Below are 16,326 nucleotides of genomic sequence, written 5' to 3'. Positions count from 1 at the left end.
AGCGATTGAGTAATCTCTTTGAGTTCGTTTAGTGATTGATTTCATAACACTCTCCAATTTAATCGTGGAAAAGTGTCAACCTTATTTAGGCCGGGTCATAAGCGACAAAAAAAGCGAAACCTAAGGGTTTCGCTTTTTTATTTGGTAAGCAGTATTTTGAATTAATACGTAAGGTTAGTCACCTTCATATTCAAGTAATGCAGTAACAGAAAGGCCTAAATCTTTTAACTTATCTTCGCCACCTAAATCAGGAAGTGAAATAATAAAAGCACTATGACTTGTTGTAGCACCAATTTTTCTGATTAATTTAGTTGTTGCTTCAATGGTTCCGCCAGTTGCTAATAAATCATCAACAATCAAAACATTATCATCTGCCGTTAATGCATCTTGATGAATTTCTAAAGTATCAGTACCATATTCCAGTTGATAATCTTGTGCGTAAGTGGCTCTTGGCAGTTTGCCTGGCTTACGTACTGGAACAAACCCTACGCCTAACGCTAAGGCAAGTGGTGCACCAAACAAGAAACCTCTCGCTTCTGTGCCTACAACTTTAGTAAAGCCTTGCCCTTCATATCTTTTCTTTAAAAGCTCTATAGATAATTCAAATGCCTGAGCATTATCTAATATTCCTGTTACATCTCTAAATAGAATTCCTTTTTTAGGATAATCTTCTATTGTGTGTACAGCATTTAATAGCGTATTTTTTTCTTCTACATTCATAGTATTTATAACAATTGATAATTAGTTTTTAGAGGTAAAATATATCAGTTTTTTATTCATAGCGTAAGTCAGAACGCAAAAAAAACATAACCAAATGGTCAAGATTAGGTGTTATTTAAAACAACTGTTTACATTGATACTTTTTATTGTTCAGCTAATGCTGTACCTTATCCCTGTTTTTAATCACTAACTAGTTCTTATGTACCCTATTCAATATACCGAACCTGTGTTTCGCCCACCGAGCGAATGGAAAAGCTTAATTTTGCAAGTCACCAATGGCTGTTCTTGGAATAAATGTACCTTTTGTGACATGTATACCAGCGAAAACAAGAAATTTAAGCCTAAAAAATTGGAACAACTTGAGCAGGAATTAATACAAGTTGCTAGCTCGGGAATCACAACGAGACGGGTATTTTTAGCTGATGGTGACGCGATGATGTTACCTTTTAATCGATTAAAAGATATTTTATTGCTAATTAAAAAATATATCCCCACTGTATCACGTGTTTCAAGCTACTGTTTACCCAGAAATTTACATAATAAAACCGTAGAGCAATTGGCTGAACTCAAACACCTCGGATTAAAGCTGATGTATGTCGGCTGTGAAAGTGGTGATGATGAAGTACTTGAATTGGTTGAAAAAGGCGAAACATTTGAAAGCTCTCTTGCTGCACTAAATAAAATTAAGCAAGCAGGTATGAAAAGCTCTGTCATGATATTAAACGGCCTTGGTGGACCAACCTTATCAAAACAACATGCTATTAATTCTGCCAAACTGATGAACGCAGCTCAGCCTAACTATCTCTCTACCCTAGTGGTATCATTTCCTCTTGGCGAGCAGCGATTTGCCGCCCGATTTAACCAACGTCAACAATCACTTTTTAGACAGTTAACACAAGCTGAATTATTCGAAGAAATGGCGACTTTATTAAATGAACTTGAGTTAAAGCAAACTATTTTTCGCTCAGATCACGCATCAAATTATTTAGTACTTAAAGGTATTCTTGGAGATGACAAAGAGAAGCTACTAGCACAAGTCAATGAAGCCATTGAGCAACCAACAAATGTTAATTTACGTGAAGAGTGGCAAAGGGGCTTGTAACTAAGTACAAAATTTTAAGTCTAGAGCTTGTGGTTTCACCATTCAATGAAACCACAAAGAACCATACAATGAGCTATACCTTCTGCAAGCCAAAAGACAGTATCTTGTTCACTAACTCACGGTTTGAGCTTAAGTCGCCTTTTAGTTTAGCAGCTGCTTTTTCTATCGCACTAAAAAATTGCTTTGCTTTTTCTGTTTCAGGATAACGATGACTAAGTGCTTCAATATCTGTTGAAAACTCCATGCCATATAACACATATAAGTAATTCTCTAGTTTAAAAATTTCATATCCACTATAAAAGTCTAAAGCATTGGGCAATTGTGTTTTCCATAACTCTAGCCGCTCTAACAAAGTATCAGGTGTTGTTTCAGCCTTCCTGTTATCAAGCCAAAACTGATTATCATCACGTCTTGAAAGGTAATAATGCAATTTGACAAAATCAATGACACTTTCCCAGCTTAACTTAATACGTTCATTGAACTGTTTCGCGACAATATTCATAGTATTTTTTTGAGTTGGAAATTGAGCAGCTAACATTTTTGCTGTAGCATCAAAAACCAGTAAACCTGTAGCTTCAAGTGGCTCAACAAAGCCTTGAGCTAAACCTAATGCTGCACAGTTTTTATGCCAGAACTTCTCCCTATGGCCAATATTCATAGGGATAAGGCGCGTTGGGTATTTATCTGCCATCGGCCCTACATAAGCTCTCAAGGCTTTTTCTGCTTCTTCATGGCTAGTATATTTAGAAGAATAAACATGCCCTACACCACGTCTTTCTAGAAGACCAATATCCCAGATCCACCCTGCTTCCATTGCGGTAGAAATAGTATATGAAGGGATAGTCGCATCTTCACTTTCATAAGGTATTTGAATGGTTAGTGCATGATCAACAAACAAAACATCGCTTTTATCAACAAAAGGTACACCTAATGTTTTGCCTAACAGTAAACAATCAAACCCTGTACAATCAACGAAAAAGTCCCCCGAAATTTCCCCTTTCTCTTTAGTGATAACAGAGTGTATTTCGCCATCATCATTTAGACAGACTTCTTCAACATGAGCTTTAATATGCTGCACACCATGTCGCTCAACAGCATTCTTAGTTAATAATGCTGAAAATTTATTAGCATCTAAGTGGTAGCCATATGAGGTAATGCCCTCATATTCTGGAGTCGTAATTTTTTTAGGCGCTAATTCTGCATCGCACACGATACCCTGCAATGAAACACAATCAGCAAAAGAGCGCCCTTCACCTGCCAAGCCTTTTAACCAATAAGGTGTAGCATCAAAATGATCTATTTCTGGGTAATCAAAAAGGTGATGGTAATAACTACTATGCTCATTCGTCGGGTTATCTAACCAATCAACAAACTTTATACCTTGTTTGAAAGTTGCATCGCAATGTTTAAAAAACTCAGTTTCTGTTATACCTAAATCTTTTAGTGTATTGCGCATCATAGGTACAGTGCCTTCACCTACACCTATTGTTGGAATATTAGGAGACTCTATTAACGTAACTTTTACGCCGTCAGCTGCATTGGGCCTTAATTGCTTTGCTAAATGGCTCGCAGCTAACCAACCCGCTGTTCCGCCACCGACGATAACGATATGTGATATTTTCTTCTCTTTTGCTTGCATAGTGCCCCCTATTAATACCAATAATTATAAACAATAGCGTAATTATTGAAGTAATAATTTAATCTGAATCAAAAAAAATGACAACGCTGTCAACTCAGGTACCAATCAGACACTTTAAATTTTTAGCATAATATTATTGCTGTCTGGACAAGCTGGAGTTAGGTAAAAGTAACAAAATCATTGCGCCAACCAATGCTGATAAGGCAGCAACATTAAAGGAGTGTGTTGCTCCTGCTCCGTCTAACCAAAGCAAACCAGCAATATAAGCGCCAATTGCACCACCCAAACCATAAACACCGCCTAGATATATTGCTTGACCTCTACCTTGTTGAGCACTATTAAAATACTCAGATAAAAACTGCATACTGGCACTATGGTATACCGCAAAACTTGCCGCATGGAAAAGCTGGCTTAAGGTAAGTAACCATAAAGTGTCACCATAGTTTCCTGAGATATACCAACGGATAGAGGTAACAAATAGACTTATGAATAATAGTCCTTTGACATTAAAATATTTAAATAGCTTACCTGCTAATATGAAAATAATGATCTCAGCAAGTACACCTAAAGAAATTAATAAGCCTACGGCATATCCTGGGTAGCCCATATCACGTAAATACAGAGCAAAAAAACTATAATAAGGGCCAAAACTAATTTGCAGTAAAATCCCTGCGACAAAGAAAACTATAAAAGGAAGTTTGAAAAGTTTAGCAAAAATAGTTGCTTGAGTAATACTTTTACTTTGCCCTTGAACAGGTTGCTTTAACATCAAGGTTGAAATTAATAAGCTTATTAGCAATAAGCAACCTACGGTTATAAAAGCCTGATAAGAAAAAGCACTGATGACTTCACCCGTAAGAATAGCCAGTGCAATAAAGCCTAAACTCCCCCATAGACGAATTCTTGCGTATATTTTGCCGCTACGTCGAACAGACGTTAATGTCAGAACTTCTAATTGAGGTAAAATAGCTGTCCAGAACAAGCTAAATAAAGCTAAAGACAAGGTGATTGGCCAGAAGGCATCAAGCCAATACAAGAAAATAAAACTTATCAGTGCTAACAAAGCACCTAATTGAATAATCGCTAACTGACGACCACTTTTATCAGCAAGCATTGCCCAAAGGCTTGGCGCAATTATTTTTGTTGCAGTGATAATGGCAAGTATTTCGCCCACTTCAAGAGAATTAAACCCTTTCCCATCTAAAAAAACAGATAAAAACGGTGTCACTAAACCGAGTAAAGCAAAATAAAAAAAGTAACTAGTTGATAAGCGAGTAAATAATGACAAAACAGTTAGTGCAGGCTGTTAAAATAAAAGGTGAGTATATCGCACTATTTTGTTTATTGCTGACCAATTAGTCAATAAATCCTAATTGGTCAGCAAAAAGTACTGTTATTCTGTAATAATTGGAGTTTCACAGTTTACATCAGCATTCTGAGCACGATGACGTAAAAAGTGATCCATTAAGGTTAATGCTAACATTGCTTCAGCAATAGGAACAGCTCGAATACCAACACATGGATCATGTCGACCTTTTGTAATGATGTCAGTTGCTTCACCTGATAAATCAACTGTTTTACCGCTAACACCAATACTAGACGTTGGCTTTAGTGCTAAATGAGCAACTATTTGCTGACCCGACGAAATACCACCGAGTACACCACCCGCATGATTACTAGCAAAACCTTCAGGCGTTAACTCGTCTCGGTGCTCAGAGCCTTTTTGCTCGACAACACCAAAACCATCACCAACTTCAACACCTTTTACCGCATTAATACTCATTAAGCCATGAGCTATATCAGCATCTAAACGATCAAATATAGGCTCTCCAAGCCCTACTGGAACATTAGTCGCAACAACCGTTACCTTTGCACCTATAGAGTCTTTTTCTTTTATAATTTTGCGTAATAATTCGTCTAAGTTATCGAGCTTGTCAGTATCCGCGAAAAAGAACGGGTTTTCTTCAACAGACTTCCAGTCCACTTTTGTTAAATCAAACTCATCGTTTGCAATAGCTGAAGCTTTAACATCACCAATTTGTGTAACGCAAGCTTGAATTTTCATACCAAACTTTTCTGCTAAATACTTTTTCGCTACAGCTCCTGCAGCAACACGCATTGCTGTTTCACGTGCAGAAGAGCGACCACCGCCTCGATAATCACGTAAACCATACTTTTGCCAATAGGTGTAATCAGCATGACCAGGTCTAAAACTTTGGGCTATATTACCGTAATCTTTAGAACGTTGGTCAGTATTTTCTATAAGTAAGCCAATAGGTGTTCCGGTGGTTTTCCCTTCAAACACACCTGACATAATCTTAACTTCGTCTGCCTCTCGACGAGCAGTGGTGTACCTTGAAGTACCGGGACGTCGGCGATCTAGATCAACTTGTAAATCAGCTTCTGAAATTTCAATTCCAGGAGGGCAACCATCAATAATTGCCCCTAACCCTAATCCATGACTTTCTCCAAAAGAAGTCACTGTAAATAATTTCCCGAAAGTATTACCTGACATGCTACAAACCGCCTGTTTTTTTATGCTTTATATTTACTTACTAAATAAAGTATTAATTAACTTTTATTATTCTATTGTCTTTTTAAAACGCTTTAGTGCTTTAGTGCTTTAGCTCTTTAAAGCAGCCTCAAAAAGCGCTTTATGTTTTTCTAATTGCTTTTTGGTGAGTGAAAACACACCATGACCACCACGCTCAAATGTTAACCAAGTAAAATCAACCTCAGGATAGGTTGATTCAACATGAGTTTGTGAATTACCCACTTCACAAATCAATAGACCACCATCATTTAAGTGCCCTGCACTCTCTGCGAGTATCACTCGAACAATATCAAGGCCATCTGCCCCACAACCCAAGCCCATTTCAGGCTCATGTGTGAACTCAGTTGGTAAGCTCTCAATGTCTTGTTCATCTACATATGGAGGATTAGTAACAATTAAATCATATTTTTGCCCTACAACCCCAGAGAAAACATCAGATTGAATTGGAATAACTTGTTCACTTAAACCATGATTTTCAATATTTATTTGGGCAACATTGAGAGCATCAACTGATAAATCCACAGCATCGACCTCAGCTTCAGGAAAATAACTCGCACATGCAATTGCAATGCAACCACTACCTGTACATAAATCTAAGATGCGCTCTGGTGGCTTTTCACTAGTTAAAAAGGGAGCAAAGTGCTGTTCGATGAGTTCACCAATAGGTGAGCGAGGTACTAAGACCCTTTCATCAACATAAAAAGGTAACTGAGCAAAATACGCTAAATTGGTAATGTAAGGTACTGGCAGCTGCTCTGTTATACGACGCTCAAATAACGCTAATATTTGTTGCTTTTCATTCGTTAGTAGCCGGCAAGTCATGATGGCTTCATTCAACTCATCAGGTAATGATAACGCATACATAATCAAAGTTAATGCTTCACTATAAGCATTATCGTTACCGTGACCATAAAAAAGTTCAGCCTGATTAAATAGACTAGCACCGAAGCGACAAAAATCAGCCACAGTATGTAGTTGAACAAGCGCTTCTTCTTGGTTATCAATTGACACGTATTGATCCTATTAATTAACAATGTGGTTAAACAGCGATATGCTTGTATTTCACCACCAATGATTTACACTGCCGCCATGAAAGACAACGACTCATTACGCAGCTTACTTAAAAAGCAACAGAAATCGCCTAAGCATACCGTTTCTGAAAACGATAAAATGTTGTTTAGCGATGCTATTGGCAAGGTCAAGCCTATGGTGGTGGACACCATACACCCAGTCAAAAAAAGCAGCAAGCCCAAAACTCACTTTGATGATAAAAAAAATCATCAAGCAAAAGCTGAGTTTCACTTTTCAGATGAATTCGAACCTAATTTGAATAAAAAAGGGCCTATGCAATATGTTCGTGACGACGTTGATAGTTTTGAAGTTAAAAACTTACGACGAGGTTATTATGCACCAGATTTAATTCTCGATCTGCACGGGTTAGATCAACATCAAGCTAAGAAAGAAATCGCCGCACTATTATTTGCCTGTCAAAAAGAACATGCACAATGTATTTGTATCGTACACGGTATTGGTTCAAATATATTAAAAAATAAAGTTCCGCACTGGTTAGTACAACACCCTGACGTTATGGCATTTCATCAAGCACCATTAGAATGGGGTGGTAATGGTGCTTTATTAGCATTAATTGAATTAAAAGATAAATTTAATAAAACGTAATGTGTTACACATATTAGATAGTATGTTGTTGGATAGTTAAACTATTAACACAAATCTAACGGTGAAATTAACCTCACCAACTCCCCTTTCATCTGTTTAACATCGTAATCTATCTCTGCTATTGCTGCCGTTGCAAAAATCGGCGCATTTTCAGGGTTGGTAAACTCTGCGACTAAATAACTGACTAACGGCATATGAGAAACAATCAATATTGCATGACCAGAATTAATTGATTCATCACTAAGCTGCTCACAATATCCATCAATAAAATCGTGCACCTGCTGTGCACTGTCATTTGGCGTAATAAAATCTAGTGTAGAGCTTGATAGGCCGGTATTCTGTCCAGAAGACGTTAGGCTAGATAGCATTATGGAAGCTGTTTGTTGCGCCCTTTCATAGGGGCTAACAAATACCTCATGAATATCGTTACTCATATTGAGTAACCACTTGCCCATTAATTGCGCTTCAATTTGCCCTTGCTTTGTTAATGAACGTTGAAAATCGCTCATATGATGAAAAGTTGAAATGGGTTCAGCTTCGCCATGGCGCATTATGAATATTTGCATTTTATCTCCCGCACTTCAAAAATCGCGGATAATATCAAAGATTTATTTACTTTTTAGTTAACAAATAGTTGAGTCAATGTTTATTTTACAGCTATAGTAATAGCATTACGCTATATTCAATAGCAATGACTATTTATACTCTGAAGCAAATTGCTTCAATACAACGCTATTTTAATAGTATTAAATAATAATAACATCACTAATCTACGCTTTGCTGTATAAAGTGTTCTTAGGAGCCAAGGTTGAAGCAAAGTCCCAATGATTTAAAGGAATACCAGCCTCTCAAATTAAAAAATGGTTTGCGGGTTCTCCTTATTAGTAATACTGAATCAGACAAAGCAGCCGCAGCCCTCGCCGTAAATGTTGGTCACTTTAATGATCCTAAAGATAGAGAAGGTCTAGCACATTTTCTCGAGCACATGCTATTTCTTGGTACAGAAAAATACCCTGACGGTAGTGAATATCAGCACTTCATTAGCCAACACGGTGGTAGTAATAATGCGTGGACAGCCACAGAACATACCTGCTTCTTTTTTGATATCCAAGGGAAATTCCTAGCACCTGCCCTAGACCGCTTTAGCCAATTCTTTACTTCGCCACTACTTAGTGAAGAGTTTGTGCAGTCTGAACGTCAAAATATTGATGCCGAATTTAAAATGAAGCTCAAGGACGACATCCGTCGTCTTTATGATGTACATAAAGAAACAATAAACCCAAATCACCCTTTTGCTAAATTCTCCGTTGGAAATATTGAGACTCTCGAAGATAGAAATGGGCAAAGTGTAAGTAGTGAAGTTCGCAATTTTTTTGAGATGCACTATAACGCCGACAGTATGACGTTAGCGGTTGAGGGTCCTCAATCCATTGCAGAACTAGAAAGCATGGTTTGTGAATTATTTAGCGGTATAGCAAACTCAAACAAACCTCAAGTACCTATTACTGAGCCTTTATACAAAATAGAACATCAAAAAATCCAAATAAATGTTTGTCCAATAAGAAATGATCATCAACTTATTATTAGCTTCGCTATGAATAGTATTGATGATTTATATAAAACCAAACCAGAATCAATTATTGCTTATTTATTAGGTCATGAAGGTGAAGGTAGTATCCTTTCCTTATTGAAAAAACAGCAATGGGGCCTAGGACTAACAGCTGGTTCAGGTATTAATGGTTCGAATTTTAAAGACTTTAATATCAGCATTTCATTAACTGAATTGGGTGAACAACATATTGAGGACATTATTGAAATTGTTTTCAGTTATTTACACCATGTCAATGCCAATGACATAGCTGAATTTTATTATGAAGAAAAACAAAAGATTTCTGATATTGCATTTATATATCATGAAAAAATGCGACCATTAGATAGTGTCAGCCAGCTTGTAATTAACATGCATCACTATCCGGTGGATGATTATATTTATGGTGATTACATAATGACAGAGCTTATTCAAGATGAAGTTCAAGGTCTGTTAAAAGCACTAACCCCTAGTAACATGCGTATTATTCATATTTCTCAAAATAATGAATTCGATAAAACCAGTTTTTGGTACAAAGCACCTTATCAGGTCAATACTATTTGTGAGCGTAAAATAAATCACTGGCTAAATACCTTACAAACAACTTCCGCTAATACAAATTGGTGCAAACAATTACATTTACCTCGTAAAAACCCTTACATTGTTGCTGAACCAGAAGTTTACCCAAATCAACAAAAAATCTCGTTAGTTCCTTGTAAGATAGTTGAAGAAAGTGGCTTAACCGTTTGGTATAAGCAAGATAACACCTTTAAAGTTCCCAAAGGTTATATTTACATAGGCATTGATTCACCCCATGCAGTTAAGAGCATTGAAACAATTGCAATGACTAGACTCTTTGTTGATTTATATACAGATACTGTCATAGAAGAAAATTATGATGCAGAGCTTGCGGGTATTCATTATCACCTTTATGCGCACCAAGGCGGCGTAACATTACAATTATCAGGCATGAGTGAAAAACAAAACCTTTTACTTGATAAGCTATTGATTCGATTAAAGCATCACAATGTATCTAAAGAACAGTTTACACTCTTTAAAAAGCAATCGATAAAGCATTGGCATAACAGTGATAAGAGTAAATCAATTTCTTTGTTATTTTCTCAGTTAAGTTCATTAATGCAGCCGAACAACCCAAGTAGTGAAGCATTAATCACGGCGCTAGAGAATGTAGAATATGCTGACTACATTGACTTTACTCATCATCTTTTTGATAAAGTCAACTTAGAAGTCCTCATACACGGAAACTGGTTGGAGAATTCAGCGCATGAAATTGCTTTCAATTTAAAAAAACATTTTCAGCGACATATTAATGCTAATTATGCCGTTCAATGCCCTGTACTTGATTTACATAATCAGCAAACGTTATTTTTGCCAATTCATTTAGCGGAGCATGATTATGCAAGTGTTATGTACACTCCTATGCCCGTTAAGGATAACTTAACTATTGCACTCACCATGATTGCTAGTCACTTACTCTCTCCTGTATTTTTTCAAGAAATGAGAACTGACAAACAATATGGCTATTTAGTGGGTGTGGGTTATGTTCCAATAAATCAATATCCTGGTATTGCTTTTTATATACAGTCACCACACACCAATTCGATTGATTTAAGTGTTGCCATCGAAGAATTTATTGATCGTTGTTTAGAGCATATTTTTGCCATGAGTAAAGAGAAGTGGCAACATTTTACTAATGGCTTGGCGGGTCAATTACAAGAAAAAGACCATAATCTACGTATAAAGAGCCAGCGCTTTTGGGCCTCTATTTGCAATGATGATACTGAGTTCGCACATAAAGAAAACCTTTTAAATACGATTTTGTCTCTATCAATTGAGCAGGTTATTACTTTTATTCGCGAACAATTATTTAGCAGCAATTCACCAGATCGTCTGATCTTACTCTCATCAAAAGCAAATGAACCTTCTTTAGAAAAAGCTTTTGAACTGCAGCTTTTAAGTACACTAAATGGAAAAATAATAAACAATCACCTTATTTTTACAAAAAATAGTCAAAGAAAATACTAAAATTGTCGATATAGCAATAACATAGATTGACTTACCCTAAGCTTTACTTGTAATGTTTAGATGATAAAAGTTTGTAACAATCATTTTGTTAACAAGCGTTGATCCTTTAATTTATTATTTTTGATTAGTAGAGTTATAACTTGCTTAATGCTTTTTTTAAAATTTGTTGTATTTGGACTCAACGATTTCTCCGCTTGATTTCTACATGCTTATTCAAGATTAATAAACTGAATTTACGTACTATCACTGTTCTATCTTTTGCAGTAATCTCATCTTCAGCAATAGCTCAATCAGTATCTCCCCCAACATCGACACAAGAGCAAAATTTTCAGACCATCCCTACGGGTACATTAAAGTTTAGTCACCTTTCTTCTAGTGACGGACTATCAAGCAGTAACGTATTTGCCATAAGCCAAGATGCTCAAGGTTACCTGTGGATAGGCACAGAAGATGGTTTAAATAGGTATGATGGCCAAAACTTTAAAACTTACCGACATCAAGCAACTGATCCTCACTCAATCAGTGCTAACCTTATAAGAAAAGTTTTTATTGATAGTAGTAATACGCTATGGGTAGGCACACAAAACGGGCTAAGTCGTTATAATAGAGAACTTGATAATTTTGACAATTTCACACATATACCCGAAGAAAAAAGCACACTCAAAGATAATGTAATCTGGGATATTTACCAAGATAATGATTCATTAATTTGGGTATCAACTGAAAAAGGCTTGCATACAGTTAATCTAAAAAATGAAACCATGTCTTTTAATAGGATTAATATTGCAGGGCTTAATAAAGAACTCACCGAAATAAAAACCATTTACCATGATAAGGCGAATAACAATTACTGGTTCGGAAGCTTTGATAAGGGTATACACATATTAAACAAAGATATTGTAAGTGGTGACAATATAAAAGACTCATCAACTTATTCAGGCTCATTGCAAAAAAAGAATAAGTTTGACCTAACTATAGATGCAGACTCCCTATTTGAAGTTCAGGAGATTGATAAGAAATTATGGTTGGCTACAGACAATGGTTTATTTGTCGTAAAGGTAGATAATGATAATAATTATACCCTTGTTTCACATATAACAACTGAGCATGGTTTGTTATCAAATCATATTCGAGCGATAGAACAATACGATAACAATAATGTTTGGCTGGCAACTAATAAAGGATTAAATGTCATTAGCCTACTTAATGATGAAATCACTTCTCACCAAAATAATAGCAATAGTTTTTCTCTTTCTGAAAACTGGTTAATGGCTAGTTTTAAAGATAAAAATAATACTTTATGGCTTGCAAGCTATGGTGGAGGATTAAATAAATACTCCCCTTTGACAGCTAAGTTTCATCATGAATTATCTATTGAAAGTCAAAATTATAGGGTCGAGTCTTTCGCTGAGTTTCCAGATGGCACTCTTTATTTCTCCACAGAACGTCACGGGTTGTTTAAACTTAAAGATAAGGAAATATCTTCTATACCTCTTCCAATTGAAGAGAATATTTGGCAAATAATCAGAGTAAAATCAAATTTATATTTAAGAACAGAGTTGGGCAAACTATACAGTTTCACCCCTGGAACTAACAATACTCTAGAAATACCTGTATGGCAGAAGCAATCTAAATTCACAATAAATCAAAAACTTATTTCACTTGGTGACTCTTTGTGGTTTATTAATGAAAAGGGGATTTTATCAAAATTTTCTACTACTCATTATGGTTTTGAACGGTTTCCTAACTTTAATAGTTTAATTACTTTACAGCAAGAAGGTAATAATATTTGGTTAGCGACAGAATCTGGTGAACTCATTACTATAGATACACGAAAAAACAACTCCCTTGTAAAAAAGTTAGCGATTCCTAAAAATATAGACGTAAATCAAGTAGCGACTTTAACTGTTGGTAAAAAATACACTTGGTTGGGTACTAACTCTCAAGGCGTGGTTGCCATAGATATAGGCACTAACCAAATTACAGTCTTTAATGAGAATAATAAATTAAAAAATAACTATATTGCATCTATATTAATAGATTCTGAAGAACGGGCATGGGTTGCTACAAATAAAAATATTTCAGTAATAGATCCTGTTAATACAGAGGTGATGCATATTGATACTGACTTTCTATTATTTGAACCTGAATTTATTAAATACTCTTCTTTTAAATCTAGTGGCGATAAACTCTTCTTTGGTAGTCCGCAAGGATTTTATCATTTTTTACCTGAAGAACTTTTACAAATAAAACAAGATATATCTACACCTGTACTTAGTAATCTTTATATTGCTAACAAAAAAATTTCTATTAAAAAACAAAACAAACCGCAATCTAAAAATAGTTTTGTAAAAGATTTACATCAATTATTTTTACCTCATCAAATAAAAAAGAAGTCATATTTATTAAATAAACACCTAAACACTAAAACTAATATCAGTTTAGAGCATAATCACTCCCCTATTGGTTTTGAGTTTGTTTCACCTAACGCCAAAATACCAAGCCAATTAAAATATCGATATAAATTAAAGGGACTTGAAACACAATGGGTAGAAGCTGATCCAAGAACAAATAGAGCTACATATACGAATTTAGCACCTGGATCATATACGTTTGTTATAGAAGCATTTGATATTCAGAGTTTGGCAAGTAAAAAAAGTAAAGCTATAAACATTGAAGTACTTCCACCATGGTGGTTAACTAAGGCTGCTATATTTGTCTATGCCCTTTTAGCAACTTTAGTCATTAGTTTTATCTTCCAACAAGTTAACAATCGTAGGTTATACCATTTACGCATTAAGCAGAACGAAGAGCGTTTAAAGCTATCGCTTTGGGGTAGTGGCGATGAAATGTGGGATTGGAATATATCTACAGGTAAAATATATCGTTCTAATATATGGGGAATGCTTGAATTCCCTCAAGATGGTCAACGCAATGAGTTTGGTAAAGTTGAAGCTGAAGATACCTCGAATGAGCCAAGCAAAAACAAGCAAGAATCTTTTCCGTTAACTAATATTCACCATCATGACTTAGAAAGAGTTAACAATACGCTCAATCAACATTTTTGTGGTAGAAGCGAACACTTTGAAACAACTTACCGCGTAAAGGATAAAAATAGTCAGTGGATTTGGATTTTAGATCGCGGCAAAGTCGTAGAAAGAGATGAGGATGGTTCACCCACTCGGATGACAGGTACATTAAAAGACATCAGCAAAATTAAGCAAACAGAAGAAAGATTAAAATTGTTTGCTAAATGTATTGAAAATATATCAGATGCCATGGTGATTTATGATAAAAACTTCCAACTTGTTGATATCAACAAAGCTTTTACTAAGATCACAGGAAAAAATAAAGAAGATGTTATTGGTGAACCGTTACAGTTTCGTCAATACCCAGAAAGCTTTGTCGCCAATGTCAAACGCGAGTTAACAGAAAGAGGCTATTGGCATAATGAAATAGAAAGTAAGCGAGAAAATGGTAGTACTTATATCACTGATTTAAATCTAGATGTTATCTACGATGAAAATGGTAATATTTCTCACTATGTAGGTATTTTCTCAGATATTACTAAGCGTAAATCAACAGAGTTAGAGTTAAGGCGACTAGCAAACTCTGATACCTTAACGGGTTTACCTAACCGCTCATTATTCCAAGCAAATCAAACTAAACTAGTGAATAACAAAGAGCGTCATGCACTACTGGTATTTGACTTAGATAACTTTAAGAAAATCAATGACTCATTAGGGCACCAAATTGGTGATGCTATTTTATGTAAAATAGCTGAACGACTATTAAATCTTGGCAGAAAACAAGATACAGTTTATCGCTTAGGTGGAGACGAATTTAGTATTCTTATTGAGAATACAAATGATATCCATACTATCACTACCATTGCTAACGAAGTCCTAGCAACAATTGCACGCCCGTTTAAAGTCAAATCTCAAGAGATTGTTTTGTATAGTAGTATCGGTATTGTTTTATATCCTGATGATGGTTTAGGACCTCATGAGTTATTAAAAAATGCTGATACAGCAATGTATCATGCTAAGAATTCCGGTGGTAACCGCTACCAATTCTTTAGTGACTCAATGAACAAGAAAGCGGTACAACGTTTCAAAGTAGAAAACCTAATAAGGTTAGGTTTAAAGGAAGATGCGTTTACTGTATTTTATCAACCTAAGATCGCTATTAAAACTGGCAAAATTGCAGGCATGGAAGCATTAGTGCGTTATGAAACTCCTTCCCACGGCTTTTTAAGCCCTGCTGAATTTATTCCTATTTCTGAGGAAACAGGACAAATCCTAGAAATTGGTGAAGTTGTCTTAAGAAAGGCTTGTTTTGCTACCAAAAAATGGGTCGACAATAACCTATTTTCAGGTCGTGTTGCCGTCAACCTTTCTGCAGTGCAATTTAGCCAAGCCAATTTAGTGTCTATTATTGAAAACATATTAAAAGAAAGCCAATTACCTGCAAAGTACCTTGAACTTGAAATAACAGAAGGTACAGTTATGGACTCCCCTAAAAAAGCAATCGAAACAATGCAGCAACTTAGGGCTATGGGCATTCATTTGTCGCTCGACGATTTTGGTACAGGTTATTCTTCTTTAGCTTATTTAAAGCAATTCCCAATTAACACCTTAAAAATTGACAAAGCTTTTGTTGACGATATTGAGCAATCAGAACAAGGCAGAAATATGGTTGCCACAATAGTTACTATTGCCCACAATCTAGATATGCAGGTAGTCGCTGAAGGTGTTGAAACCAATAGCCAGTTAGACTTCCTTTCAACATTAGGCTGTGAGCAGCTTCAAGGCTTTTTATACAGCAAACCGCTCGCTGAAAACAAATTCCAACAGTACTTGCTTTCTCATCAAATAACCAATAAATCTACCGTGTTTACTAACTAACCCCTTTCTCTGACACTTGCACTGCGTCAAAAAAACATCACATCACTAGGAACCAGCTAAAGTCTACTCAATTCCACTTTTTGGATAAATCTA

General features: G+C 35.8%; 10 protein-coding genes. 4 read left to right on the top strand and 6 right to left on the bottom strand.

Annotated features, from left to right (window positions below; all coding sequences use genetic code 11):
• Positions 1-174: 174 nt before the first annotated feature.
• Complete coding sequence (gene apt / locus EPA86_RS03545; RefSeq protein ID WP_140601976.1) at positions 175-720, bottom strand: adenine phosphoribosyltransferase; 546 nt, start codon at positions 718-720, stop codon at positions 175-177.
• Between the two features lie 199 nt (positions 721-919).
• On the opposite strand from apt, the gene EPA86_RS03540 reads away from it, so the two are divergent.
• On the top strand, positions 920-1,822 hold the full coding sequence (locus EPA86_RS03540; RefSeq protein WP_140601974.1) for a radical SAM protein: 903 nt from the start codon (positions 920-922) through the stop codon (positions 1,820-1,822).
• A gap of 73 nt (positions 1,823-1,895) precedes the next feature.
• On the opposite strand, the gene EPA86_RS03535 is transcribed toward EPA86_RS03540, so the two are convergent.
• From EPA86_RS03535 to prmB, 4 genes are all read right to left on the bottom strand, one after another.
• Positions 1,896-3,461 (bottom strand): tryptophan halogenase family protein, encoded by a 1,566-nt coding sequence (locus EPA86_RS03535; protein WP_140601972.1) that lies wholly within the window; start codon positions 3,459-3,461, stop codon positions 1,896-1,898.
• Positions 3,462-3,594: 133 nt separating this feature from the next.
• Positions 3,595-4,749 (bottom strand): MFS transporter, encoded by a 1,155-nt coding sequence (locus EPA86_RS03530; RefSeq protein WP_140601970.1) that lies wholly within the window; start codon positions 4,747-4,749, stop codon positions 3,595-3,597.
• Positions 4,750-4,854: 105 nt separating this feature from the next.
• The gene (aroC, locus tag EPA86_RS03525; protein WP_140601968.1) at positions 4,855-5,976 is read right to left on the bottom strand and encodes a chorismate synthase; all 1,122 of its coding nucleotides are present in this window, start codon (positions 5,974-5,976) and stop codon (positions 4,855-4,857) included.
• 108 nt (positions 5,977-6,084) lie between these two features.
• Positions 6,085-7,026 carry a 50S ribosomal protein L3 N(5)-glutamine methyltransferase gene (gene prmB, locus EPA86_RS03520; RefSeq protein ID WP_140601966.1) on the bottom strand — a complete coding sequence of 314 codons (942 nt, stop codon included), beginning with the start codon at positions 7,024-7,026 and terminating at the stop codon, positions 6,085-6,087.
• Between the two features lie 3 nt (positions 7,027-7,029).
• On the opposite strand from prmB, the gene smrB reads away from it, so the two are divergent.
• Positions 7,030-7,692 carry an endonuclease SmrB gene (gene smrB / locus EPA86_RS03515; RefSeq protein ID WP_246058237.1) on the top strand — a complete coding sequence of 221 codons (663 nt, stop codon included), beginning with the start codon at positions 7,030-7,032 and terminating at the stop codon, positions 7,690-7,692.
• 44 nt (positions 7,693-7,736) lie between these two features.
• Here the strand turns inward: smrB and sixA are convergent, their stop codons facing one another.
• Entirely contained in the window at positions 7,737-8,258 is a 522-nt protein-coding gene (gene sixA / locus EPA86_RS03510) for a phosphohistidine phosphatase SixA (protein WP_140601964.1), read from the bottom strand.
• Between the two features lie 242 nt (positions 8,259-8,500).
• Between sixA and EPA86_RS03505 the strand changes: the two genes are divergently transcribed.
• Together EPA86_RS03505 and EPA86_RS03500 are read left to right on the top strand one after the other, a co-directional pair.
• Positions 8,501-11,326 carry an insulinase family protein gene (locus tag EPA86_RS03505; protein ID WP_140601962.1) on the top strand — a complete coding sequence of 942 codons (2,826 nt, stop codon included), beginning with the start codon at positions 8,501-8,503 and terminating at the stop codon, positions 11,324-11,326.
• A 194-nt stretch (positions 11,327-11,520) separates the two neighbouring features.
• Positions 11,521-16,233, top strand: coding sequence for an EAL domain-containing protein (locus EPA86_RS03500; protein WP_170309559.1), 4,713 nt, complete (start codon positions 11,521-11,523; stop codon positions 16,231-16,233).
• Positions 16,234-16,326: the final 93 nt, after the last annotated feature.

Source organism: Litorilituus lipolyticus, assembly GCF_006439335.1.
Taxonomy (GTDB): Bacteria; Pseudomonadota; Gammaproteobacteria; order Enterobacterales; family Alteromonadaceae; genus Colwellia; species Colwellia lipolytica.
This window is presented reverse-complemented; position numbering and strand designations above follow the sequence as displayed.